The 26371-nt window shown below is 36.9% G+C and carries 23 protein-coding genes and 2 pseudogenes; 17 read left to right on the forward strand and 8 right to left on the reverse strand.

Going from position 1 to position 26371, the window contains the following annotated elements:
- Positions 1-10: 10 nt before the first annotated feature.
- The gene (locus RRV45_RS03905) at positions 11-1171 is read right to left on the reverse strand and encodes an acyl-CoA dehydrogenase family protein (protein WP_315667444.1); all 1161 of its coding nucleotides are present in this window, start codon (positions 1169-1171) and stop codon (positions 11-13) included.
- 203 nt (positions 1172-1374) lie between these two features.
- Between RRV45_RS03905 and RRV45_RS03910 the strand changes: the two genes are divergently transcribed.
- Positions 1375-3090: a sigma 54-interacting transcriptional regulator gene (locus RRV45_RS03910; RefSeq protein ID WP_315667445.1), complete on the forward strand. Its 1716-nt coding sequence runs from the start codon at positions 1375-1377 to the stop codon at positions 3088-3090.
- 179 nt (positions 3091-3269) lie between these two features.
- Here the strand turns inward: RRV45_RS03910 and RRV45_RS03915 are convergent, their stop codons facing one another.
- The 3 genes from RRV45_RS03915 to RRV45_RS03925 form a co-directional block, all read right to left on the reverse strand.
- Entirely contained in the window at positions 3270-3755 is a 486-nt protein-coding gene (locus RRV45_RS03915; RefSeq protein ID WP_315667447.1) for an AMP-binding enzyme, read from the reverse strand.
- 185 nt (positions 3756-3940) lie between these two features.
- A complete protein-coding gene (locus tag RRV45_RS03920; RefSeq protein WP_315667448.1) occupies positions 3941-4729 on the reverse strand; it encodes an enoyl-CoA hydratase/isomerase family protein in 789 nt (262 codons plus the stop codon).
- A gap of 26 nt (positions 4730-4755) precedes the next feature.
- Positions 4756-5178, reverse strand: a complete 423-nt coding sequence (locus tag RRV45_RS03925; RefSeq protein ID WP_315667449.1) for a MaoC/PaaZ C-terminal domain-containing protein — start codon at positions 5176-5178, stop codon at positions 4756-4758.
- Positions 5179-5537: 359 nt separating this feature from the next.
- On the opposite strand from RRV45_RS03925, the gene RRV45_RS03930 reads away from it, so the two are divergent.
- The 9 genes and pseudogenes from RRV45_RS03930 to RRV45_RS03970 all read left to right on the forward strand — a co-directional run bounded on the left by RRV45_RS03930 (position 5538) and on the right by RRV45_RS03970 (position 16666).
- Positions 5538-6317, forward strand: a complete 780-nt coding sequence (locus tag RRV45_RS03930; RefSeq protein WP_315667450.1) for an enoyl-CoA hydratase/isomerase family protein — start codon at positions 5538-5540, stop codon at positions 6315-6317.
- A gap of 113 nt (positions 6318-6430) precedes the next feature.
- Positions 6431-8116: a long-chain-fatty-acid--CoA ligase gene (locus RRV45_RS03935; RefSeq protein ID WP_315667451.1), complete on the forward strand. Its 1686-nt coding sequence runs from the start codon at positions 6431-6433 to the stop codon at positions 8114-8116.
- A gap of 167 nt (positions 8117-8283) precedes the next feature.
- Positions 8284-9882, forward strand: coding sequence for a class I adenylate-forming enzyme family protein (locus RRV45_RS03940; protein WP_315667452.1), 1599 nt, complete (start codon positions 8284-8286; stop codon positions 9880-9882).
- A gap of 207 nt (positions 9883-10089) precedes the next feature.
- Positions 10090-10899, forward strand: coding sequence for an MBL fold metallo-hydrolase (locus RRV45_RS03945; RefSeq protein WP_315667453.1), 810 nt, complete (start codon positions 10090-10092; stop codon positions 10897-10899).
- A 255-nt stretch (positions 10900-11154) separates the two neighbouring features.
- A complete protein-coding gene (locus tag RRV45_RS03950) occupies positions 11155-12828 on the forward strand; it encodes a ribonuclease J (RefSeq protein WP_315667454.1) in 1674 nt (557 codons plus the stop codon).
- A gap of 530 nt (positions 12829-13358) precedes the next feature.
- Positions 13359-14026, forward strand: a pseudogene (locus RRV45_RS03955) (DNA alkylation repair protein).
- A gap of 182 nt (positions 14027-14208) precedes the next feature.
- Entirely contained in the window at positions 14209-14556 is a 348-nt protein-coding gene (locus tag RRV45_RS03960) for a PadR family transcriptional regulator (RefSeq protein WP_315667455.1), read from the forward strand.
- Positions 14543-15541 carry an HAAS signaling domain-containing protein gene (locus RRV45_RS03965; RefSeq protein WP_315667457.1) on the forward strand — a complete coding sequence of 333 codons (999 nt, stop codon included), beginning with the start codon at positions 14543-14545 and terminating at the stop codon, positions 15539-15541. The genes RRV45_RS03960 and RRV45_RS03965 overlap by 14 nt, the downstream gene beginning before the upstream one ends.
- 741 nt (positions 15542-16282) lie before the next feature.
- Complete coding sequence (locus tag RRV45_RS03970; protein ID WP_315667459.1) at positions 16283-16666, forward strand: glyoxalase superfamily protein; 384 nt, start codon at positions 16283-16285, stop codon at positions 16664-16666.
- 300 nt (positions 16667-16966) lie between these two features.
- Here RRV45_RS03970 and RRV45_RS03975 read toward each other — a convergent pair whose 3' ends face one another.
- Positions 16967-19582 (reverse strand): leucine-rich repeat domain-containing protein, encoded by a 2616-nt coding sequence (locus RRV45_RS03975; RefSeq protein WP_315667460.1) that lies wholly within the window; start codon positions 19580-19582, stop codon positions 16967-16969.
- Positions 19583-19762: 180 nt separating this feature from the next.
- Here RRV45_RS03975 and RRV45_RS03980 point away from each other — a divergent pair, with 180 nt between their 5' ends.
- Both RRV45_RS03980 and RRV45_RS03985 read left to right on the forward strand, forming a co-directional pair.
- Positions 19763-20197 (forward strand): SMI1/KNR4 family protein, encoded by a 435-nt coding sequence (locus RRV45_RS03980; protein ID WP_315667461.1) that lies wholly within the window; start codon positions 19763-19765, stop codon positions 20195-20197.
- 126 nt (positions 20198-20323) lie between these two features.
- The gene (locus RRV45_RS03985) at positions 20324-20656 is read left to right on the forward strand and encodes a hypothetical protein (RefSeq protein WP_315667462.1); all 333 of its coding nucleotides are present in this window, start codon (positions 20324-20326) and stop codon (positions 20654-20656) included.
- Here RRV45_RS03985 and RRV45_RS22065 read toward each other — a convergent pair.
- Positions 20631-20732, reverse strand: coding sequence for a LysR family transcriptional regulator (locus RRV45_RS22065; protein WP_410489327.1), 102 nt, complete (start codon positions 20730-20732; stop codon positions 20631-20633). The two genes, RRV45_RS03985 and RRV45_RS22065, sit on opposite strands and share 26 nt — an antisense overlap.
- Positions 20733-20834: 102 nt before the next feature.
- Here RRV45_RS22065 and RRV45_RS03990 point away from each other — a divergent pair, with 102 nt between their 5' ends.
- The 5 genes from RRV45_RS03990 to RRV45_RS04010 all read left to right on the forward strand — a co-directional run bounded on the left by RRV45_RS03990 (position 20835) and on the right by RRV45_RS04010 (position 24115).
- Positions 20835-21752, forward strand: a complete 918-nt coding sequence (locus tag RRV45_RS03990) for a carbon-nitrogen hydrolase family protein (RefSeq protein WP_315667463.1) — start codon at positions 20835-20837, stop codon at positions 21750-21752.
- A gap of 29 nt (positions 21753-21781) precedes the next feature.
- Positions 21782-22264, forward strand: a complete 483-nt coding sequence (locus RRV45_RS03995; RefSeq protein ID WP_315668923.1) for an aspartate/glutamate racemase family protein — start codon at positions 21782-21784, stop codon at positions 22262-22264.
- 211 nt (positions 22265-22475) lie between these two features.
- A complete protein-coding gene (locus RRV45_RS04000; RefSeq protein ID WP_315668924.1) occupies positions 22476-22982 on the forward strand; it encodes a DoxX family protein in 507 nt (168 codons plus the stop codon).
- 339 nt (positions 22983-23321) lie between these two features.
- A complete protein-coding gene (locus RRV45_RS04005; protein ID WP_315667464.1) occupies positions 23322-23666 on the forward strand; it encodes a MerR family transcriptional regulator in 345 nt (114 codons plus the stop codon).
- Entirely contained in the window at positions 23663-24115 is a 453-nt protein-coding gene (locus RRV45_RS04010) for an SRPBCC family protein (RefSeq protein WP_315667465.1), read from the forward strand. The genes RRV45_RS04005 and RRV45_RS04010 overlap by 4 nt, the downstream gene beginning before the upstream one ends.
- A gap of 146 nt (positions 24116-24261) precedes the next feature.
- On the opposite strand, the gene RRV45_RS04015 is transcribed toward RRV45_RS04010, so the two are convergent.
- Positions 24262-24834, reverse strand: a complete 573-nt coding sequence (locus tag RRV45_RS04015; protein ID WP_315667467.1) for a hypothetical protein — start codon at positions 24832-24834, stop codon at positions 24262-24264.
- Positions 24835-25217: 383 nt separating this feature from the next.
- Positions 25218-26184 (reverse strand): annotated as a pseudogene (gene ftsZ, locus RRV45_RS04020) (cell division protein FtsZ); the annotation flags it as partial.
- Positions 26185-26371 lie beyond the last annotated feature (187 nt).

Here is a 26371-nt window from a genome sequence, read left to right on the forward strand (position 1 = left end):
CCCCCCAGAACTATTTTCCTAAAATATCTTTACTGATAATTTCCTTCATAATTTCAGAGGTTCCGCCATATATTCGCTGCACTCTTGCATCTGTATAGGCCCTTGAAATTGGATACTCTACCATATAGCCATAACCGCCAAATAACTGAAGGCATCCGTCTACAACCCGGCCTTGAGCTTCGGTGGTAGATAATTTTGCAATACTGGCGTCAGTAGTAGATAGCTGTTTTTTCTCAAGGGCATTTAAACATTGGTTTACATAAGCCCGGTTTACTTTTGCTTCTGTTGTCATTTCGGCAATTTTATGACGGATCACCTGTAATTGACTAAGTGGTTTTCCAAAGGCTTCTCTTTCGTGAAGATATTGAACAGTAATCTCTAAGACTCCTTCCATGGCCCCGCATGCTGCAACAGCAAGTATCGTTCTCTCTCGTGGCAACTCCTGCATCAATGCGGCAAATCCATGATCTAGTTCACCTAATATTTGCCTTGGTGAGACAGTCAAACCATCAAAAAATAATTCGGATGTATCAGCAGAGTGCAGCCCGATTTTCTTTAGCTTTTTTCCTTTGATTAACCCGTTTGTATCAGCATCAACAATAAAGAGAGTGGTTCCTTTTGAAGCAGGAACTGCCTGCGTTGTTTTAGCTACAGCAATAACAAAGTCAAAGTTCTGGCCGTTTGAGATAAAGGTTTTGGAACCATTGATAACATAGTCGCCAGTAACCGTATTTTTTATTGCAGTTGCTTTTATACCCTGTAAATCACTGCCCGCACTTGGCTCAGTCATTGCAATTGCGCTAACGTATTCCCCAGACGCCATTTTAGGTAAATAATGGGCTTTCTGTTCTTCCGTCCCCGCGTTTAAAATATAATGGGCAACAATATTTGAATGAACAGCTAAATTTCCGGCAACAGAGCTGTATCCAAGTCTGCTTAATTCATCGACAATGCTGGCTGCAAAGTGTAACGGTGCCCCTAAGCCGCCGTATTGTTCAGGAATATCTACACAAAGCAAACCGGCATCCCCAAGTTTTTTCCATAACTCTCTTGGAAAAATTCCATCCTCTTCCCATTGGCTGTAATGGGGCTCGATCTCTTTTTTAGCGAAGCCTTCAATTGATTTTTTAAATAATGTAATCTCTTCTTCAATGGCTATTGAATGTTTCACTTTGTTTCCTCCCTTTCTTAACCTTCTATCTATTTTACTTGCAACTTTCATGCCAATTTTCTAATCTGTATTGAAGCCTTTTATTATATAAAGGTGTTAAGTCATATTAACAGGATACTGTAAAATGTTAAGTTAATTAACAATATTCTGTTAACATATCTATATTCATTTGATATAATGTGCATGAAAAGGGGTTGATAGATATGCTTATTTCAGATCTCATGACAACGAATTTTATTTGCTGTACTAATGAGCAGACATTAAAAGAAGTCCTTCCAATGTTTACTGAAACTCAATCAAACATTCTCCCCGTGGTAGATGACTCCAATAAATTAATTGGCATCATTACAAAGAGCAAAGTTTTCCAGGCTTTAGCTTCCCAGCTATCTTTGGACATGACTATTAACCAAATTTATAATCCTAATCCGATCTTTCTTCATCCAACTGATCATGTAGAAGAAACAAGAAAATTGCTGTTAAAATACAATGTTGGACATGCACCTGTTGTCAATAAGGTAAAGATTCCTGTTGGGGTCATCTCAACAAAACAATTATTGTCATCCTATAACATTGTTTATAGTCAATTATCTTCCGTACTCGATATCGCCTATGATGCTATTATTCTTGTGAATAAAAAGGCAGAAATTACGATGGTGAATAAAGGCTTCACCGATTTATTCGGATTAACCAGGAAGGAAGTTTTAAATAAATCTACAACCGATTTGTTTCCTGAACTTGATATTGAAATGGTCATTAATACTGGAATCAGCATTCACAATAACCCGCATATTATTGAAGGACAACAATCTCTCATATCGATTTCGCCTATTAAAGAAAATGGCGAAGTTATTAGTGCGATTTGTAAAGTAACCTATCGAGGGCTAACCCATTTACACGAAGCCTTAACTAAAGTGAAAGAACTAGAGAAAAAGCTATCTTTCTATCGAAATGAAATAAATGAAATGAAGGGTACGAAATATACATTATTTGATATTGCTGGAGAATCAGAGAAAATCAGAAAGGTTAAGCATGAAGCAACTTTAGCTTCTAAAAGTATGTCTACGGTTTTGATTATTGGTGAAAGCGGTACAGGAAAGGAGTTATTTGCCCAAGGAATCCATGCTGCCTCAAGTCAAAGAGGGACCTTTGTTCAGGTTAATTGTGCTGCCATTCCACCTGAATTACTTGAGTCTGAGCTTTTTGGCTATGTTGATGGTGCCTTTACGGGTGCCAAGAAAGGAGGGATGAAGGGTAAATTTGAATGGGCACAAAACGGAACGATCTTTTTAGATGAGATTGGAGATATGCCTTTAACTCTTCAGACGAAAATCTTACGAGTGCTGCAAGAAAAAGAATTTCAGCCAATTGGCAGCTCAAGAACCATTCATCTAAATACAAAAATCATTGCTGCGACCAATCAAAATATCGAAAAACTTGTATCGGAAGGAAAGTTTAGAGAGGATTTATACTATCGGTTAAATATCATAAGATTGGATATTCCTCCTCTAAGAGAAAGACTAGATGATCTGCCGGATATCATTCAGGCCATTATCCAGCGTTTGAGTCAAAATGGATTTTACATTAGAGGAGTCACACATTCAGCCTTGACCCAATTAATGAAACATACCTGGCCGGGGAATGTAAGGGAATTAAATAATGTACTTGAAAGAGCAGCAAACCTTAAAACAGATGATTATATAGATGCAGAAGATATTCCCGCTTTCAGCCAAAACAATGAGAAAAATGATCTAGTTGATCAATCAACTTCAAGATATAAAGATAAACTTCTTTCAACCGAAAGGGATATGATTATCTCGGCATTGAAAGAATCAAAGGGGAATAAAACAAAAGCAAGTCAATTGCTTGGGATCAGCCGACCATGGCTCTATGCAAAAATTAAGAAATATAATATAGAGTAAAAATGCACCGCTGCACCTAAAATCAGGTCAGCGGCGCATTTTCATTAGACAGGAACCAGTTACTATTGCAACTTTATTATCTAATAACCTATTCTCCATTTTAGTAACCTCCACCTAATTTTTAACTGAAAAAATAAAGTGATAATTTAATTGAACAACATAATCAAGATATATTAGTATCACTGTTTATTGACGGTTCTTAAATAGTCTGAATATTTTTGTCTAAGCTCAAATTTCATAAGCTTACCTGATGCATTCCTTGGCAAACTATCTTCAAAGATTATTTTTTTGGGACACTTGAAACCAGCTAGATTTTGTTTTGTAAAATTGATTAATTCGTCTTCGGACAATTCATGGCCTGCCTTTTTGACAACCACTGCGGTTACGAGTTCACCCCATTTGGGATCGGGAGTACCGATAATTGCAACGTCTGATACACCTGGGTGTGATCCAACCACATTTTCTATTTCAATTGAGTATACATTTTCTCCACCCGATATAATCATATCTTTGTTTCTATCAACTAAAAGAATATAGCCTTCTTCATCTCTTACTGCTAGGTCGCCTGTATATAACCATCCATTTCGAATAGTTTTAGCTGTAGCATCTGGGTTTTTATAATACTCTTTCATTATTGATGGAGCCTTGAAAATTAACTCTCCCACATCTCCTGCCTCCTATTGACAAATCAGGAGCATCCCAGTTCTATGACATATCAACAAGAGTCCCTAATAGGTTCACTCTTTTTGATAGAAGGTGACGACACAAGCACTATCAAGACCAAGTTTATGCTGCAGGGCAATCCCTGCTTCTTCATTTGCAGATTGCCTGCAGCTTCTTGTTCATTTTATTAATATCCTCTAAAATCCGGTGTTCTTTTTTCAGTAAATGCTGATAATCCCTCTTGAAAATCATAGGACTGGGTATGACTCTTAAGCGCGAGCAGTTCGTGCTTTAATGCAATGTCTAATGGCTGTTCAAGGCCATCATCAACGAGCCTTTTCATTTCTTTTAAAACAAGAGGGCTCTTCATTGCGATTTTGTCCGCTAACTCCTGAACGAATCCTTCAAGATTTTCAGGTTCCACCACTTCATTAACTAATCCAAATTCTTTCATTTCTTGAGCAGAAATAAATTCACCCGTAAATAATAGATACTTTGCACGATTGATCCCTATCTTACGAGGAAGCCTGACTGCCCCTCCTCCGCCTGGAAGAACGCCAAAGTTGGAGTGGGCATCTCCGATTTTTGCTTTTTTAGAGGCGACAATAATATCTGCGGTCATCGCGATTTCTAATCCTCCGGCTAGGGTAATCCCATTTAAAGCAGCGATTAATGGTTTAGATAAATGATTGAGCTTGTCAAAGAGTTTTCCTGCCAAATCAAGTATCCCAACTTTTCCATTCGGTTCAGTATCTAAATCATCAAGAAGCTCCTTTAGATCCGCGCCAGCACAAAATGCTTTCCCTTGACCAGATAATATAATGACTCGTACTGATGGATCCTCTTCTACAGTTTGAAGGACTTGAATTAATTCCTCCACCAATTTTCTAGAAAGGGCATTCATATGATCCGGCCGGTTTAAGTAAATCCAAGCTGTTTGCTGCTTTTTTTCAAGGATAATAGATTCAAAGTTCACTAAAAACTCCCCTTTGGTTTGTATTTTTACTTTGAAATAAGAGCAGATATTTCTGCCTGTAGCACTAGTTCACCATCGTTTTTAAAAGACGAAAGTAATAAAGTAACTTCCCCGGCAGTTTTTGCTTCCTTTTTCCTAATTACTTCGGTGATAACATAGATGACATCATCCGGGTACACTGGTTTTGTAAATTTAAGGTTATTAACACCTGTTCCGGCAATGACGTGGTCACCAAGCACGTCTAATTCAACCCACAACTTAAAAGAAATACTCAAAGTATGTAGACCTGAGGCAATAATTCCTCCAAACCTACTTTGCTTTGCTTTCTCCTCATTAATATGCATATATTGGGGGTCAAATTGCGATGCAAACGAGATGATATCCTCCTTACTTACCTTATATGATGCTGTCTCAAACTTTCTCCCAACGGTTATTTCATTAAAGTTCATCTCTTCCTCCTCCACCCATAGCAGATCTATAGCCATAAGATAATAGAAATGTAAAATACACCTCCATAAAAATTAATAATCTTTCTAGTTACTAGCAAGAAGCATGCCAATATAAAAAAGTAATTACAAGTATTTTAAACAGTGAGTTAGGGACTTTTTTTCATAAAAGAAATGGTGAATGAATTGTAACCGTTAACTAAAACCGTTAACTTACTTTACAGTTCGCAATTTTCTGTTAATAACACTTAACACAACATAGGCAAAAACCTTTATTTTTCTGGGTGTTATCTTGGCATGGAATTTGCAAAAAAGATACATATAGGAGTATTGAGAATTTTGGCAAGGGAGGAAGGCTCATTATGTCATTGGTAAAAACAGCACTTAACGATGGAGTTTATGAAATAGAACTTAATCGCCCTAAGCAGCTTAATGCACTAAATTCGGAGTTGCTTTCGGATTTAACGGAAGCGGTAAGGGAGGCAAAAATTAATTCGGATATTCGGGCTGTCTTATTATACGGAAGTGGAAAGGGATTTTGTTCAGGTGGAGATTTAAAGGATTTTGGAATCGACAGCACAAATCCGATAGAAGTAAAAGAATTCTTACAGAAGGGCCATGAAGCAATAATAGGCCTCTATAATATGGAAAAACCAGTGGTGGCATCTGTACACGGCCCAGCAGTTGGTGCAGGGTGCAATTTAGCTTTTGCCTGTGATTTAATCGTTGCAGATGAGAGTGCTATCTTTTCGGAAATATTTGCAAAAGTAGGGGCCATACCGGATATGGGAGGATTATATTTCCTTCCACAAAAAATTGGGATGCATAAAGCAGCCGAACTTATTTTTACAGGGAAAAAGATCGATGCTCACACAGCCTCCGAATATGGATTAATAAATGAAGTTGTACCAGAGGGACAGGTAATAGAAAGGGGGAGAGAACTTGCACTTTCATTAGCGAATGGGCCAACTAAGGCTATAGGAATTGCAAAGCGAATTATGCATCAATCCACGCATTTGTCACTTGAAGATATATTAGAACTGGAGGCCTATGGACAATCGGTTATTTTTCAAACAAAAGATTTTTCAGAGGGAAGAAAGGCGTTTCAAGAAAAACGAGAACCTATATTTCTTGGGTTTTAATACTAGAATTCCCAGCTAATAGATTTATATATTAGGAATTGTCAACATATGTAAAGCAGATTGAATGCTTATTTTTTAATATATCTTAGGATAAAAATAAGGAGGAAATAGAAATGAGAATGGTAAAAGGGTGTCCATCTACTTCCATGGATGATTATCAATTAAATACAACGACATTAATACGTCATGCTGTCAGGAACTTTCCAGAGCAGGAAATACTGTATCGAGCAAATAACCATCTTCATCGCTATACGTATAAGGATGCATATACTCGTATGTCAAAAGTTGCGAATTTTCTTGAAAATAAGTTGGGTGTAAAACCAGGTGACAAAATTGGAGTCTTAGATTGGAATAGCCACCGTCATTTTGAGTTGTATTTTGCCATTCCTGGGATTGGTGCTACACTTCTCCAAATGAATTTACGTATTTCACCAGATGATTTAGCCTACGTGACCAATCATAGTGAAGCTACATACATCTTTGTTGACGAATCATTGATATCAGTTGCCGAAGCAATTGCTCCATTATTGAATACTGTCAAGGGATTCATTATTATGACGGATAAGCCAATGTCTGAAATCAAAACAAATCTATCTCCAATCTATCATTATGAGGTAAAAATTATTGATGAAAGTGCTGTCTTTGATTGGCCGATGGTAGAAGAAACAACAGCTTACAGTGCTTGCTATACTTCAGGAACGACTGGAAGGCCTAAAGGTGTGTATTATTCACATCGGAATATTTACTTGCACACTCTTAAAGAAGCTGCACTTGTTGGTGCAAACAGTCATGATTGTTTATTAGTGATTGTCCCGATGTTTCATGGTCAATCATGGGGGCTTGTTCACACGGCTACAATGATGGGTGCAAAAATGATTTTCCCTGGACGATATACAGCAGAGGATACATCACCACTTGTAGACTTAATGATAGAAGAGAATGTCACAATTACAGCAGGTTCACCGGCTATATTCCTTCCAATGCTTCATTATATTCGAACACTTAATGAGAAACCGGATCTTAGTAGAGCAAGATTCTTATCGGGTGCAACTGAACCCCCTATCTCTATGATGAGAGGATTCAAAGAATTAACAGGGGCAGAAATTATTCATGCCTATGGAGCCACGGAAACCACTCCATTAGTTGCAATGAATTATCTTCTAAATCCAATCTTACGTAATAGATTGACTGATGAAGAAAAATGGGACTTGAAACGCAAACAAGGATTACAGGTATCAGGCATCGATTACAAATTATGTGATCCAGTTACGGGGGATGAGGTTCCCCGAGATGGAAAAACGGTGGGGGAAATTTGCCTAAGGGGTCCTTGGATTACAGGTGCTTACCATAATGCACCTGAAACGGAACATAACTTTAGAGATGGTTATTGGAGAAGTGGGGATGCAGGTACAATTGATCAGTATGGTTATGTGAAAGTTGTAGATAGGATTAAAGATGTAATCAAAAGTGGAGGGGAATGGATTTCCTCTATCGATTTGGAAAATACCTTCATGGACCATCCCGATGTTTTAGAGGCTGTAGTTGTAGGAATTCCGCATGAAAAATGGCAGGAGCGGCCTCTTGCGCTAGTTGTTACCAAAAATAATAAAATGATACCAAGGCAAGAATTTGAAGATTTATTATATAAGCATTTTGCCAAGTGGCAATTCCCAGATGAGATCCTTTTCGTTGAAGAAATACCAAAAACAAGTGTAGGTAAATTTAATAAAAAAGAAATTGTTAAAAAGTATAAAAATCTATACCAAGAGTCGTCTGAATGCGAAGTTACCACAGATTAATGAAATGACCATATTTGGGCAAAGAAATTTTCTGAATTGGCAGATTAATTAAGTGTAAGTTTCTAAAATTATTTTTTGGGCCTCTATGAAACTACTGTCAGATGTTATTAGGATGCAACCATATAGTGGTTAATCAATATTTTCCATTTAAGTTGGGGGGAAAAGTAATGGGAATAACAAATAATTTGAAAAATAGGGGATTAATTGGTGACGGATTAAAAAGGGCAAGTTATCGATATCCGTCACGGCAGGCTCTAATTTATTATGATTCTGAAGGAAAACAAACGATTTTTACCTATGAAGAACTAAATAAAGAGGTGAATCGTGTTGCCCATTCATTACTTGAAATGGGAGTGAAAAAGGGGGACCGGATTGCTGCTATTGGTCGTAATAGTCCTGAAATGGTCCTATTATCATATGCCTTATTGAAAATTGGGGCATGGTACACACCTTTAAATTTTATGTTAAAACCTCAAGAAATAAGCCAATTGATAAACATTTCTCAGACCCGCATGTTTTTTGTAGATAGAGCAAATATTGGTGCAGTTAAGTCCATTGTCAATGAGTTGCATAGCGTTGAAAAATTTGTTTGTTATCGAACAGATGAAGTCCCAGAAGGATGGGGAGATTTTAACCAACTGGTAGATGGAGGCACCGATGAATTAGAGATTGAAATTGATGACAAAGATGTTGCAGCCTTATTTTATACAAGCGGAACGGAGTCTGTACCAAAGGGTGTAATGGTCACTCATCGCAACTTTTTTTATTCAAATTATTCATATATGGCAGCAGGCGTTTTTCAACCCGAAGATACTTTACTGCTGACACTTCCATTAATTCATATGGCAGGATTTACTTTAATGCTTCACGGCCACATGGTAGGTTTGACAATAGTAATGACAGAGGTGCCAATTCCTTCTCAAATGGCCACATTAATGGAAGAGCATAAAATTACATTAACTGCTTTGCCGCCAACATTGTATCTGGGTATTCTTAATGTAGAAAAGGTAAATCAATATGATTATTCTGCACTTCAAAAGCTAGTTACATGGTCTAGCACCATTCCAAAAGGGATGGTGGATGGATGGAATAGGATAGCCCCAAACGCTCAATTTTTTACGATACAAGGTTCCAGCGAAACAACAGCGAGCCCATTAACCGGTAGTTGGTTTAAAACATGGGATGACGTGCCAAATGGGGATGGAAGGTATGTAGGAAAAGTGGTTCATACTGGAAGTGAAATCAAACTTGTTGATGATTATGGAAACGAAGTTCCTAATGGTATACCAGGTGAACAACTTGCCAGAGGCCCTGTAGTTGTAAAGGGATATTTTAATAACGAAGAAGCCAATATGAAGGCGTTTCAAAATGGATGGTATCATACAGGTGATGTACTTATTCGTGACAACGATGGCAACTACTTCTTTGCAGATCGAAAAAAGGATATTGTTAAAACTGGAGGAGAGAATGTTTCCAGCCAAGAAATAGAAAATATCCTAAGTTCTCATTCGGAAATTCTTCAATGTGCTGTTTTTGGTGTTCCTGACCCGCGCTGGGGAGAAGCTATAACGGCGGCAATTGTATTAAGGGATGGGTCTGTCCTTACAAAAGAAGAAATAATAGATTATTGTAAAGGAAAACTATCCGGCTATAAAATTCCAAAGTATTTTGTGTTCAGGTCTAGTCTTCCTACGACATCCGCAGGCAAGTTATTAAAACGAACCCTGAAAGATGAATACAAATCTTTAGCACAAAGCTTTAAATAACAATATCAATGTAGGCTAGATAAACTAAACCTAATATTAAGTGAACAGAAACAAGTGGATTTCGGTGGAAAGTGTAGTTTTTACTTGCAAAAGCTACACTTTTTTTCGATTTTAAAGAAAAAACATTACATTACAATCCAATTTGGGATTAGGTATTACTATGTAAGGTTTTTAAATTATGAAAAGGAATGAGGGTATTCGAAAAAAATGTTAAATATTTATGAAGAGGATAATGTTACCTGTGCGGAAGCTATCATTTATAGATCTAATCGAAAAGAAAGGTCGGTTTATTCATTTTTAGTTGATGGCATGCTCATTGATACTGGAGCGAATTCTTTAGAATCAGATCTTTTTACTTTTTATGAACAGTGTTCGTTTGATTTTGTTGTTTTAACCCATAGCCATGAAGATCATACGGGAAATGCCTCAAGGATACAAAGTGAAAGGAATGTCCCCATTTTTATTCACCCTAATGGAATCAATATTTGTGCCAAGCCTGGGTCTTATCCAGAATATAGGAAAAGGGTCTGGGGGGAAAGAAAGGAATTTACCGCTTTGCCCCTTGGGAAAACTATTCAATCTCGGCAATTTGAATGGGAGATAATTTATACACCAGGTCATGCGGACGACCATGTTGCATTGTTGAATAAGGCTACCGGAATACTGTTTTCCGGTGATTTATATTTAGATCCTAAAACAAAAATTCTCATGTATTTTGAGTCAGTACCAGTCATAATGAATTCTATTAGTAAATTACTCTCCTGTGATTTTGATACAATGTTTTGCTCCCATTCAGGTTATATCCCAGAAGGAAAAAAGCAGTTAAGGCAGAAATTGATCAATTTAGAGTATTTATATGGGGAAGTTAAATATTTGTACAATAAGGGACTTTCCATCTCCGAAATTGATAATAAGCTGTTTTCAAAAAAACATCCTATAATCGAACTATCAAATGGAGAATTTGATACATTACATATTGTCACTTCCATTATTTCCGATGCTAAGAGTGAAAAATAGGAAAAAAGCATATATACAGGCGAAGATACGAATTTATGGGGGGGAATGCACTCCCTTTAGGTTATTATCTCAATATAATGTTTTATATAGGCAATACTGCCTCGAATTCTCCAAGATGAAGAGGAGCTCTTTTGGCTATGCCCGTTGTTTGAGCTGTACATAAAGTATTTAATTCAAACTCGACCATTCAACCCGCTAATAAAGGGAAACCCAAAGGGCATATTAAGTTTATATTTAAAGTGGGAGGAAATAAACTTGAGCACAAAAGAGAATGTGTTATCTATCTTTGCTTTAGGCGGCTTGAATGAAATCGGGAAAAATATGTATGCAATCGAATATTCAAACGATATCGTCATAATTGACTGTGGAAATAAGTTTCCAGATGAAAGTTTATTGGGGATTGATTTGATTATCCCTGATATTTCTTACTTAGTTGAAAATAAAGATAAAGTCAGGGCTTTAATTGTCACACACGGGCATGAAGATCATATCGGTGGGATCCCATTTTTCTTGAAAAAATTGAATGTCCCTGTTTATGCCACACGCTTCACACTAGGATTAATTGAGATCAAATTAAAAGAACACAAACTTCTAAGAGAGAGTGAATTGGTTGAAATTAACTCAAACTCAAAATTAAAAATCGGTGAAATGAGTGTGAACTTTTTCAAAGTGATCCATAGTATTCCTGATTGCTTGGGCATGGTCTTTCACACACCAGAGGGAAATATTGTACATACCGGCGACTTTAAGTTCGATTTAACCCCTGCGAATCATGAGCATGCGGATATTCATAAAATGGCAGAGATTGGTACAGAAGGCGTCTTACTTCTACTGTCTGAAAGTACGAATGCAGAGCGTCCTGGTTTAACCCCATCTGAACAAATGGTAGGTGAACATGTGGACGCAGCTTTCATGAAAGCCAAACGTAAAGTGATTGTTTCTACCTTTGCTTCAAATATTAGTCGTGTTCAGCAAGTCGTAACTGCAGCATTTAAAACAAATCGAAAACTTGCGTTACTTGGGCGAAGTATGGTTAATGTTGTGGAGGTTGCGATGGAACGTGGTTATTTAACTGTTCCTGATGGAATGTTAATTGCTCCACAAGAAATTAATGAGATGCCCCCTGAAAAGGTAGCTATTTTATGCACGGGGAGTCAAGGGGAACCATTGGCTGCCCTTGCCCGCCTGTCCACGGGAAACTTTCGCGGAGTCGATATTTTGCCTGAAGATACGGTTATTCTTGCAGCAGGTCCAATACCAGGGAATGAACGTAATGTCACAAGTATCATCGACAACTTATTTACACTTGGTGCCAAAGTGATTTATGGAACAGGAAGTTCATCCGGCATGCATGTTTCCGGCCATGGTTATCAAGAAGATTTAAAGCTAATGCTTACTTTAATGAAACCAAAATATTTTATCCCCATTCACGGTGAATTTAGAATGCTGCATCATCATCGTTTGTTAGCGGAATCCGTTGGAGTAGAGAAAGGACACACGTTTATTATCAAAAATGGAGATGTGATCGATATTGAAAATGGGATCGCCCGTCAAACTCGGACGGTACCAGTTGGAAACACATATGTAGACGATGGGGATGTCGGTAATGTAGGGGAATATGTATTACGGGACAGAAAACAGCTCTCTGAGGACGGAATGTTTATGATTATTGTAACGATAAGCAAATCGGATAGAAAGCTGATGGCTGAACCCGAAACGATTTCTCGCGGATTTACAGATCACCGAGATTTTTCGGAGCTACGCAAAAACGTAAATGAACTCACTATAAAAACGGTCAACGAGCTACAAGAAGCCAATAGAAGCTCAAGGAATGCAATGAAAAAACAAATAAAAAAATCAATACGAGAATATCTATATACACAAACTAAGAAAAATCCAATGATTGTTCCTATACTTATTGAAATTTAGCTGACAGAGCAGTTTAGTTTAAGAAGATAATAATACGAAATAGAACTTCCAATTATTTGGGGGTTCTATTTTTTTATTTAATATCAACCATGTTGTGTAATCTATGTGGCTATATCTGTAAGAAAAGATGGTTGTTATGCCCTGCTTGTGGCAACAATAGGATGAATTATCATCTAATCATTTTACTTTTATTTACTATCATTGGAATGATTATTGGATTTTTAAATTTTTCTATCTCTGAAGTTTTACGAAATAAACTAAAATAGTCTTATTTAACTATTGGGTGCGTTTCTTAAAAAGGAATGCCTTTTTCGATCCAATTAATAGGAAGTAAATGTTATTATTATATTAAAGAGGGTTGCTCTTCTATATAGGTGGAGAAAGCTTTAATACGATATATACTACAATATTAAAAAAGGTAAACTTTGGAGGCACACCACTGCAATAAGACCTTTAACGAAATTAAGTTCTTGATATATCCCGTCAAGGACATATTATGAAACAGTGCTTTTATAAAGGAGTTGTATAAAATGGGTGAAAAAAAAGATACAGAAAAAAAAGCTCTTCAAAAGCAGAAAACATTCTACTTCAGATCAATAGTAAAACTAAGCTAGGCGACTTACGAAAAATCGCGAAGGACATTAAAAAAGATCACGAACTAGCTATGGAACTTTGGTCAACCGAAGAGTTTTTGCCCAGACTATTAGCAATCTTAATTATGGACAGAAAACTTCTTTCACAAGATGTGCTACATAAGCTTGATAAGGATATGCAGACTCACACTTTTGATGAGCGAAATAACTTAATGGATTGGTTAATGGCTAATCAGCTCACCAAAGACAAGAAGAAAATTGCATTGATGGAGTCATGGGAAAATAGTCCTTCTGCTCTTCAAAGGCGAGCTTTCTGGTATTATCAAGGGCGATTGAGATGGACTGGACAAACACCGCCTGATAACACCGCAGACCTGTTATCTGCAATAGAAGCTAATATTACGCAGGAAGAACCGGAAGTTCAATGGGCTATGAATTTCACCGCAGGCTGGATAGGCGTTTATGATGAAAAGAATCGTGCACGTTGTATTAAACTTGGTGAGAAAACGGGTCTTTACAAAGATGAAATAGTAGCAAAAGGATGTACTCCTAGCTATTTACCGGAGTTCATTACGATTGAAGTTAACAAACGACATAATAATTAGTTCGGATAGAGTAAACCAAAATAGTGAAATGACAGATAGAACAACGTATGAATATAAACGTTGTTTTTATTTGCACAAAAAAGGGCTTTTCATTTCAAATGATGTTGTAACGATAATAGTGTACGGTACATAGTATAGTACAAATACTGTATGACATATAGCATGTAAAATGAGGTGGGTGAATGAGTACTTTATTGAATTCATTAATGACAGAACTTAGGAGAGGAACATTGACATTGGCCGTTTTAAGTCAATTGCGAAGACCCCAGTATGGATATTCACTTGTTCAGTTATTGGAGGAGTCGGGCATTAGCATTGATCAAAGTACTTTATATCCATTGCTTCGCCGTTTAGAAAAACAAGAGCTAGTCACAAGCAGTTGGGATACATCTGAGAGCAGACCGCGTAAGTATTATGTTTTAAGTGAATACGGACTGGAGATATTTTTACAGTTAAAAGAGGAATGGATTAAGAATTCGAAAGAACTTTATGGTTTATTAAAAGGGGATGAGGAAGATGAATTTAATTGAGGTTTATATTCAAGAAGTCACTCGCAGGCTGCCTGAGAAAAGCCGTTCGGATATTGCTCTCGAACTGCGTTCAACTATTGAGGATATGCTGCCTGATGATCACAGCGAGGAAGATGTAAAGGCAGTCCTTGAAAAATTAGGGAATCCGGCAGCGTTAGCGAGCGGTTATCGAGACCAGCCCATGCATCTCATAGGCCCACGCTATTTTGACGTATATGTCTCGTTATTAAAAATGATTTTACCAATTGCTGCTGTGGTTGCGCTGATTTCTATGATTGCCAAATATTTTATTGGCTATAATGGGGAAGAGGGTATTGTAAATGTTGTTCTTACTATTATGGGTGAAGGGGTATGGAAAATAATTGAGGTGGGCATTCAAACCTTTTTCTGGCTAACGCTTGTTTTCGCTCTTATAGAAAGAATGGATAAAGGAAAAGACCAACAGCCGTTATCGGCAAGTTTTAAAAAATGGACACCTGATGATTTGAAAAATATCTCTTATATTCCTAAGAAAAAAGCTATTAAAAAGTGCGAAGTATTTGGAAGTTTCATGTGGACAGCGATTTGGGCCACCCTTTATTTTTATGCGAATCACCTTGTAGGTATTTATAGAGGAGGCGGAGATCAACTTGAATTCAAAATTCCGGCTTTTAATCAGGAGGTTTTATTTCAATATTGGCCAGTTGTTCTTATTGTCATCGCTCTTGAGATTATTCTAGCACTCTATAAATTAATCAAAGGGCAATGGACCAAAAAAATAGCCATCTTCAACACGGCAGTCGAGCTGTTCGCAACCATTGTATTCATTGTTATTTTCAGCAATCCGAATGTATTGCACCTAGAATTTATTACGTATATGTCTGAATTATTTACTTCAACAGCCAAGCAATTTGAAACGTGGGTAATAAGTGGTGTGATGATCATATTTATAATAACTGCGGTAATAAATATTATCGAGGGGTTTCGTAAGGCTAGAATTCGTTAATATATTTGTTTATTAAACTAACAATACATTACTTTTATTTCGGGATAATCATATTCTTGTGGTAAATAAGATCACTTTTTACAAAGAATAGAGATAGCACAATTATTTCTGCATACTTTCTATTTTATTATTCCTCTTTATTCTTCAACACTCGGCGCTATCTTCGAATAGAAAAACTAATTTTTTTACAAAAATAAATGAATTCGGGTCTCTTGAAATCCTTCACATTTTGATAATCCATTTTCTTTATATTTTTTTACCTCAATTTAGTGCTTTTTATAAAATAGTCAATTTTCAAAAATCGGGCGCATATCTGTAGAAAGAAATGCGCTCTCCTTAATAAATCGGGCCAGATTATTGAATAAACACTCAGCAGATTTTATGATAATCGTATAGCGATTGTGAAGGTAAGTACTGAAAGGGCAGGTAATGGAATAGTAAATTGATAAAATAAAGCTACAAGGAGGATGTTGAAATGGTCATACAAGCTAATATGTCACCCGAGGCAATTGTTGAAGTTTGGGAAGTTACCGCCGATATTTTCCCAAATACAAAATTCCACTTACAAAAAAGACTTTAGAAGCATTAGTTGAAAAGGAACAGCTAAATACGCTTCTTCAGGAATTAAATGCTGCTGTTGGCAGTTCTACTGCTACCTGTATAGAAGGTGGCTGACAAATGCCATCTAAAAAGGAGTAGTTTACTCCTTGATTGAACATAAAAAGAAAGGTGTTGTATGTAATGAGTACATCTAAAATAATTATGAAAAATACCACGCCAATACTTCGGATTTTTGACGAGGAGAAAGCCAAAGAATTTTATTTGGCTTTCTTGGAATTTGTTTTGGATTGGGAGCATCGATTTGAAGATGATTTACCTTTATACATGCAGATTTCATATGGCAATTGTATTATTCATCTTTCAGAGCATCATGGAGATTGCTGTCCTGGAGGTGCGATAAGAATCGAAGTAGAAAATTTAGAATTACTCCATTCAAACCTTATATCAAAGAAATATAAATATGCTCGCCCTTGCATAGATACAACCCCTTGGAATTCTCGAGAGGTTAGCATTGGAGACCCATTCGGAAATAGAATTGTCTTTTTTGAGAACCTTCAAAAATAACATTGCTATTTTCATCGTACATAAACTTTATTATATGTATGCTTCTTGAAATAACGAGGGCGGTAATCGGACAAGGATTAACGCTTTTTATATTGAAGTTATTAAGCTAATGAAGCAGGATACTAAAAAAGAAGTATAAAATGAGGAGAGGTATCTAAAATTTCTTAAAAGTGCCTGTATCTATAATTACATAGTAATCAAAGATACAGGCTTTATATTTAGTAACTTAATTTCCAAATTTATTTAAATAATTAAAGACCGTGATATCTGTATAATTTAAAGTTGAGCGGAGCCAGATCTCTATTTTACTTGTGCCAGCACTGCCTTTGATGGTGTTTCGTATTTCACATAACCCTTTATGTTTGTGATATAGAGGCTTGCCCCTAAGCCATATTGTCCGCCATACTTGCTGTCATAGCGGTAGACTCGGTATGCTTCTCCAGGTTTTAACACACGTACGAAAACTAGCTTATCACCTTCGCGCTTCCAAAGATTGATCCTTTTCGTTATGGTAACGAGTCCGATTTGTCCCTTTTTCAGCTCCAAACCTTTCCAAAAGACAGGCTTTTGTTGTTTCATTTCTCCCATTATTGGCAGAGTAACAACAATTCTTCCTTCTTTGCTTTTATTTTCAAATTTATCCTCAGCAATAGCCGTAAAAATATCTCCTAGGCTTGGAGCCTTAATTGTGTACTTGAAAACTCCATTCTGATCTGCGAAAGTATCCACGATAAACGTAGACTTTTTATAGATTGTAACTTTTGCATTGGCCTCTGTTTTTCCACTAATTTGCCTTGAATCACTTGTCACAGAATCAAATGCAGGCACAGTAGGCGGCGTTATATCACGAACAGTCATACTGAAATAATCGCTCTCCCGTTCGTCCTCATTTTTCGTGAAAAATATTAGGGAATAACCACCTGGCAGCTTTCCTGTATAGAACTTAAATGTTCCATCAGGATTCACCTTCTGGGATTGGTCCCGAAATAATCCATCTTTTCTTTCAGCTGTAACATAAACAGTCGTATTAGGCTCTGCATTTCCTGTAATATATTCATTTTGATCGGTTATAGAATCTATATTTGGCATCTGGGGCTTTTCCGATTTATAAATTGGCACGGTAATCGTATTGCTTTTAATCCCGAGTTTTGATTCTGCCCAAACCTGTAATTCCGTTAATCCCTCAAGGTTTGGCAGAGCAAATGTAAGTGTGCCGGAAGGTTCAACGACTGCAATTACCTTGCCATTTCCAGCTACAACCACTTTGTCTTCCTCCCCGTAGGCAGTTACGGTCATCTTGTTCGTTTGTAGCGTCACATCCCGATGAATCGAAGGATCTAGGGGTTTATAGTATTTATCCTTGACAGTTAACAGGAAGGAATGTGAAAAATAAGGATCTGTTGAACCTATAATAGAGCAGGTAACGGTTGTTGTCCCTGGTTTTTTTGCTAAAATATTTCCGTTTTCCGTTCTTTCTGCCACCTCTGGGTCTGAAAAAGTTATTGTCAAATCTTTGGAGTGGATACTATCTATCCATTCCTCATCCGAATACTTTGATAAAATAGATCCGTCTGTCACAGAGCCAATAGCCAATTCTAACGGTTTTGGCTTACCTATTTGATATTGTGGATATCCAACAAACTTTGCTGGATTTTGTTCATCTGAGACATCAATCAAATTATGTTTGGCTAACAATGATTGCAATACTGGGAGCTTGGTCATTTCACTGATAGAATGGATATAGTTCGATTCCGCATGAATCGTCTCCAATGAAGGGAATAGACTAGCATGCTCTCCTAGTATATTGATATTGGTAATATTATTGCCATCTACATCCAGTTCCTTTAAATGTTGATATGGAATATCTGTTTGAACAAGCTGAGATAAATCGGCAATCTCATTTCCTCTCATATTTATTTTTTCAATGGCCGGAAATAGATAAGACAGTTTTTCGGCCCCATCAATGGCAGAAAGTTGATTATAGCTTATATCTATATTACTTAGGTGGATCAAAGGTTTATTTATTGCACTGAATAAGGACCTAGTATCCTTTAATGAATATAATAATTTTAACTCCTCTAATCTTGGCATATCGTTAAGGAAATCATAATTTCCTTGGATACCAGTCAATCGTAGGTATTTAAGTTTTGTTAACTTTTTTAAGTCATCTCCCTGAATGACTTTTGGTTTATCAATAAAATTAAAGATTGATAATGATTCTAGATTAGGCAGGGAATGTAAAAAACGAAAGCTGCCATTATAAGACAAAGATAATTCTATCAACTGCGGTGCTTTTGTCAATTCACTATAATCAGGAATTGAGACATCATTTATTTTTAATGTCTTAAGCTGTTGCATCCTTTCAATTCCAGCAAGTGAGGTAACTTTATTTCCGCTAAGTTGAAGGTTTTGTAGGTTTTTTATTGAAGAGATCGTAAGCAACGGTTGATTATGAGCAGCGTTGATCGTTAAATCTTTCAAATTCGGAAGTGCACTTAGCGGAGAGAAATCATTTGCGTATGTATCAAATAATTGCAAACTCTCTAAACTTTTTAACTTTGAAAGCGGTTTAAGATCTGTAATGCGGCCGCTTGCATGGGAGTTTTGAATGGTTATTTGTTTAATGGGCAAATCAGCCAGTTTCTCCATCCCTTTAAATGTTGTGACATCTCCAGAATACCAATTTCCAAGCGTTATGGAGTAATTATTTTTCTCCAAACAGGTGGATATTCGTTCAATGGTGATATCCTTGTTATTTTGGCGGTCGCAAGAGTAAGCATAATACTCTAACCCTTCTTGAAGCTTGGGATCTTCTAATTGTATAACCGTATTCCCAGCCAAATCAGAAGCATATACAAGTGACTGTGAACCCAGTAAGAATAATGCAGAAATAATGGATAAAATAGTACGCTTCATATAAGTCTTCCCCCTGAAATCATATATAGTTAACGCTATTATCTTTGAAAATTAGGGCAATAGATATAGGAAAAAAATGGGCTTTAAAAAAGAAACTCAGTATTTTTGAAGAAGGAAAACATATTTATAGGTGGTATATTATTACAAAAAAGATAATTGTAAAAAGGTAGGGATCGAAGAATGTGGAAAAATTACATAAAGACAATATCGAAAGATTATCATTTCAAAGCACCAGCAACCAATGCTCAAATCACCCTTATTAAACAACGATTAAATGTTGAATTGCCCTACAAATTATTAGAATTGTTCAATGAAACAAACGGAGTATTTGATAAACATGATTGTCCACTAATTTGGCCAGCAGAACAAATAGTTGAAGATAACTTGTTTTATAGGAATTTTGAGGAATACAAAGACTGCTATATGCCTTTTGATAATTTATTATTTTTCTCTGATGCAGGAAATGGTGATTTATTCGGTTTCTCAATATTAAACGGGTGTATCCAAAAAGACGACATATTTGTATGGGACCACGAAGACGATAGCCGAAGTTGGATTGCTTCTTCTTTAGAGGAATTTATCAAAGGATGGATTACTGATGAAATTTCCATATAATTAACAACTTGAAGTAACGGGTAGAGTTAGCGAAAAATCTATGCTGTCCATACTGGCAGTTTTTCTTATTGTGCTAACTAGCAGCAGAGTTAAAGAAAGGATGTTAAAAACGATAAGGGGGAGATTATGAAAAAGGCGTTAATTACTTTGGTAGTTTTAGTTGTATCAGGTGTTGGGATTTTCTTCGTTATCGGGTTATTTAATAATAATCCGCCTTCACCAACTATAACTTTTAATGAAAAGAAACTAGAAGTGGCACGAGGTTCATATTGTTGGGATGGTTTATTTAATTCTATTTGTGCCGATACAATTACTCCGCCAAGGCTAATTGAATATCATGAAATTAAACCTGTGACTGTATTGCCTGAATCTGAAATAAAAATAGAATTTGAAAAAGAACCCAATGCAAATACATTGGGAGTAAATAGATGGCTTAATGATAACGAAGTTGTGCGATAAATAGCTTCTCACTTGCTTTTGAAAAACTTCCACATTCCGCAATGGTTTTAAATACCTCGAAGTCACGTAAATTCATGGAATTCCCCCATTATGCCTTTTGGGCATATTAAATATGATTATTATATATTGTACATTATAAAAGCGTCCTCATATACTTTTAGAAACAGGAGGGATAAAAATGTGTAAAGTTGCTGTCGTTCAGGCAGGTTCAATCGTGATGAATAAAGAAAGATGTATCGACAAGGCAATCAAGATAATTGAAGAGGCTGGGGAACAAGGAGCCAATCTTATTGTTTTTCCAGAAGCTTTTATTCCAGCATATCCACGTGGAATGAGCTTTGGGGCGGTGGTTGGAAATCGTTCGGATCAAGGACGAAATGACTTTTTACGTTATGCCAAAAATGCCATAACAGTACCTGGTCCTGAAACCGATCAATTAGGTGCTGCTGTGAAACAAGCAGGTGCTTATACGGTTATTGGTGTCATTGAGCGTGATCAAGAAACGAGTGGTGGCACACTTTTTTGTACAGCGATTTTCTTTGGTCCAGACGGGGAATTGCTGGGTAAACATAGAAAACTGAAACCAACAGGCAGTGAACGTCTCATTTGGGGTGAAGGGGATGGCAGCACGCTCCCTGTTTTTGATACACCTTTTGGAAAAATTGGCTCTCTAATTTGTTGGGAAAACTATATGCCTCTAGCACGTGTTGCCATGTATGAAAAGGGGATTCAGATTTATATTGCCCCAACTGCTGATGCTCGTGATACTTGGTTTGCTACTATGCAGCATATTGCGATTGAAGGACGTTGCTTTGTTTTATCTTGCAATCAATATTCTACAAAGGAAATGTATGAAGAGGATTTACTAGAAACAGAGGAAATGCAAAATATGCCTTTTGAATTGACTCGAGGTGGCAGTTGCATAGTAAATCCACTTGGGAAATTTTTAGTAGAGCCTGTATTTGGAAAGGAAGAAATACTATATGCATCTCTTGATTTAGACGACATTACACGTGGTCATTTTGATTTTGATGTAGCTGGGCATTACGGACGAAAAGATGTATTTAAATTAATTGTTAATGAAGAAAAGCAATAGATTTCCTGGTAGCTATAAAATCTGTTAGTATTCCAATCTTGCATATGCCTTTGGAAACGACTCGTTTTGTAAAAGAAAACAATATGAAGAAAGTAGGTTTGATAGCTACAGATGGCACGATTAAGTCGAAATTATACCAAAACAGTTGCCGGAATTACAGGATTGATGTAATTGAGCCTGATAAAGAAATGCAAGAAAAAGTGATGGAGGAAATATATGCCATCAAAGGTGGGAATTTGGAAGCTGGATTTTTACATTTTTCGATGGTTGCTAATCAATTAAAAGAAAACGGAGCGGAGGCTATTATAGCAGGTTGCACCGAGGTTCCCCTTGTATTGAAATCATCTGAAATCATTACCATCATTGATCCAACAGAAATTTTAGCCAAAATGGTGATCAAAATAGCTAATGAGAAAGATGAAAAAATAATAGAAGTGTATTTTGAAAGTGAAGAATGCGGTAGTATGCGGCCTTCTTATAATACATATGACAAGCTTAAGAAGCCACCTTAGTTTAGGTATTAACACCGTTAATACTTTTACAACAATAATGATTATGACATATCTGTGAAGTCTATTGTACTTTATACAAAACCGTTGTATATTAAGAGTGTGGAAAGTAAGTGAAAAACTTCACAAACTTTCACCTCAAGCTGGCAGCTATTTTTTTAATACATCTTGTGAAAATATTCACAAATTAATATTAAAGGGGAGATTCCTCATGATGAACTTTTTAAAAGGGCCGAAAATGGCGATAGTATGGACCGTATTAAGAATATGGTTAGGAATTCAATGGATAGAAGCAGGATTTCATAAAATTACTGGTGGATTTGATGCAGGTACCTTCGTACAAGGCGCAATTGCAAAAGCTGGTGGAGATCATCCGGCAGTACAAGGCTGGTACGCAGCATTCCTTGAAGGATTTGCAGTACCCAATATAGAAATATTCAACATCCTTATCCCATGGGGAGAATTCCTAGTTGGCTTAGGTTTAATCATCGGAGCAGCAACTATTCCAGCATTACTTGCGGGTGCGTTCATGAATCTTAACTTCTTAATGGCGGGAACAGTAAGCGTTAACCCAGTTCTTTATACAGCAGCAATCATCCTATTATTCACTGGAGCAGCAGGTTACTTCTACGGAGTTGACAGATTCGCAGTCCCTTATGTTAAGAATTTCTTCAATAAAAAGAAAAACTTACCGAACGAAATGAAACCTACTGTAGCATAAATATTGCACAAAAAAAGTAAGTGATTCCAAGAGAATCACTTACTTTTTTACTTACTGAATCGAGCCTGAAGATAAGGAAAATACTAATCAGCTTATTTCTTCTCCTGTACGCCATACTCTTCAAAAAAACCCCACATAGCCTTATTTATAAGTTTAAATTTATCCCCATTTTTCCTCAGCTATAATTTTATCTGCTCCTGCATTCGTAGTGGAATAATACTTTTTTGATTCGAATACGCAGCTGGCAATTGATTCCGATGTCACAAAAATAATAAAATGCAAAGTAACTGTTGACCTTGTGGTGTACCCCACAGTTTATTATAGGGAGGGAGGGAAAGTATGTACAAGATTAGTGATTTTTCTGAGATGACGGGATTAAGTAAAGAAACCTTGCGATACTATGCGGAAGTTAAATTACTCGAGCCAGCTTATATTGATCAGAATAACAACTATCGCTACTACGATGATGGAAGTTACTTCTTGGCTATCCTTCTAGGGAAGTTAAGAAAGTTTGGTTTTACTATACAAGAAATGATTTCGGTTATGGAGGACGAGTCATTTGCTAATTTAGAAAAGTTATTGATACAAAAAAGAAATAAAATTCAAATGCAGATAGATGGTCTCTTTCTTCAGATTGAAGAGATTGATGATTTTCTTGCATCTGGTAAGGAGGATACAGAGTGATTCAATGGAAAGAAGAAATCGTTATTGCGACTAATATTGAAAAAGTATGGTCTTTATTTTTAGATAAAAACATTAAAAAAATTATGCCTAAAGTGGAGGAACATACATTAATTGAAAAGAGGGAAGAGGATGTCGGGGCCAAGCATCGGCAAACATATCGTGAAGGAAAGCGCTTAGAAACATACATCGTAGATACACTAGCATATGAAGATCTTGCAGAAAAAAAACAAAAACAAATAAGTTTTGTTTTAGGAAAAGCTTTTGAAATTACTCTTGCATTTACGTTGTTTAAAATCGATGATACACACACGAAATTTATTTATGAGGGGCAAAACAAAGGAGTTAATTTTGTAGGAAGAGCCATGTTGAAGCTAGGCAGCGAGAAAAGCAACAATAAAGTGGTTGAAGAGTTTATGGAAAAAGTGAAGGAAGAAGCATTAAAAGTTTAGAAGGGCTGACTACTTGGTTTATATAAGTCTATATAGAATTTTCGATAAAAAAAAAGGTTTATTAGAGGAGTTTCTTCTAATAAACCTTTATTCACCCAAAGATTTAATGGGTTTCGAATCCCTATCAATGGTCAGAATGGCAATCTTTATCCAAACAATTTTTGCAAAAGCCATTTAAATTTCTTTGATTCCACGCTTTTTTGCTGTGTAGTTATGATCCATTCTAACTGTGAAGCGACCTTTTTTTGTTCCATTTTCTGTTCTGTCATAATTTCCTCAATGGTTTGTCTTAATTCTTGTACTTCATGAATCAGCTGCTGGTTCTGTTCTCGAACCTTATTCTGCTGGAGGCGGGATTGTTCATTTTGTTGGACTAAAAAGCTCACTAGCTTCTTCATATGAGCAAGTTCATTGTTAACGGATACGAGTGACCGATCTTCACTCACATTATACGTCATGGTTACCGCTAGGCCACTCTCCTCCAGCTTTGCAGTGACCTCTTCTTTCTTTAAGCCAGCAGAATAATATTGTCGGATCCGTTTTAATTTCTCTATTTCCGAAGCGTGAATCTTATATCGGTTATGTTCCTTTTTAAAGTCTAGGAATTCTTCGTGCTCCTGCAAATATCTATTTAAGCTATTCTCAGGGATTTCGGATAGTGCCTCTTTCAGCTCTTTCATCGTCAAATACTGATTCATTAACGATCCAGCACCTTTCATGATTAATCAACCATCCAACTACCAACATACACCACGACTATTCATAAGCTCGGCTCGGTGCGAGAAAATTATTACGGCTGCAATCTTTATTAGTAGACTTATATTTTCCGTAGAAACCCTTTAGTCTATTAACCACCCAACCACCAGCATACCAACCATCTTCAAATCCATGATCTTTTATATTTTGTATGTAGGGAAAATACTTAATCACCGATTTCTCCGATTTCGTAAAAAAGCAGGAATATCTAGAGATTCGACTGATGGCTGCGGATACTTTCTATCATTTTGAGGTAATACGTCACGCTCGACTCGATGACTGTGGGCATGTTGTACTTCTAGACGCGCGTCTGAAATCCCTTCTTTTGCAGGGGGAGTCGGTTTGGATGATGGCATCTCCTGTTCTGTAAAACCTGTCGCTATTACGGTTACTAAAATATGATCTTTTAAATTCTCGTTAATCACAGAACCAAAAATCATGTTTAACTCATCGTCTGAAGCAGAAGAGACGATGCTTGCGGCCTCTTGTACTTCGAATAGACTTAAATCGCTGCCGCCTGTAATGTTCATTAATACACCGCGGGCTCCTGTGATAGACGTTTCAAGTAAAGGACTTTCAATGGCTGCCTTTGCGGCTTCAATTGCTCTATTTTTTCCTTTGGCTAAACCGATTCCCATTAAGGCTGTTCCTTGATTGGACATAATCGTTTTTACATCTGCAAAATCTAGATTAATTAAACCTGGCAAAGCAATTAAATCCGAAATCCCTTGAACCCCTTGACGCAGGACATTATCTGCTTCACGGAACGCTTCAACCATAGGTGTTTTTTTATCAACAATCTCCAACAGGCGATCATTAGGAATAATAATTAATGTGTCTACGGCTTCCTTCATGAGCTCAATGCCGCTGGCCGCATTGGCTGCACGCTTGCGCCCTTCGAATTTGAATGGACGTGTGACCACACCAATCGTTAAGGCACCAAGCTCACGGGCAATTTTTGCAATAGCGGGCGCTGCACCTGTACCTGTGCCGCCACCCATTCCAGCTGTGACGAAAACCATGTCAGCGCCTTTTAATAACTCCTGGATCTGTTTTTTACTTTCTTCCACTGCCTTCCTTCCTACCTCCGGGTTTGCTCCCGCCCCTAAGCCTCTCGTCAACTTAGAGCCAATCTGCATCGTGATCTCTGCCCTCGACTGTTTAAGAGCCTGAGCATCCGTGTTAACGGCAATAAACTCAACGCCCTCCACACCGTCCTCAATCATCCGGTTCACAGCGTTGTTGCCCCCGCCGCCAACTCCAATTACTTTAATTTTGGCGTTTTCGTCTATAAAACCTTCGAATTCTAACATAATCATACCTCCGATTTTTCTTCTATTATTTCCACTCTAAATGTTTCGTCATTGTTATTGTATTTAGTATTAAAGAATACTAGATTAGCTTGTTAATTTCTATTGGTAGATAGGCATAGGTATATTTTACAGCTTTATTGTTTTGTATTTAAAGATTCTAGTTGGACTAGGTCTATACCTTTTGACT

This window comes from Bacillus sp. DTU_2020_1000418_1_SI_GHA_SEK_038 (genome assembly GCF_032341175.1).
Lineage (GTDB): Bacteria > Bacillota > Bacilli > Bacillales > Cytobacillaceae > Cytobacillus.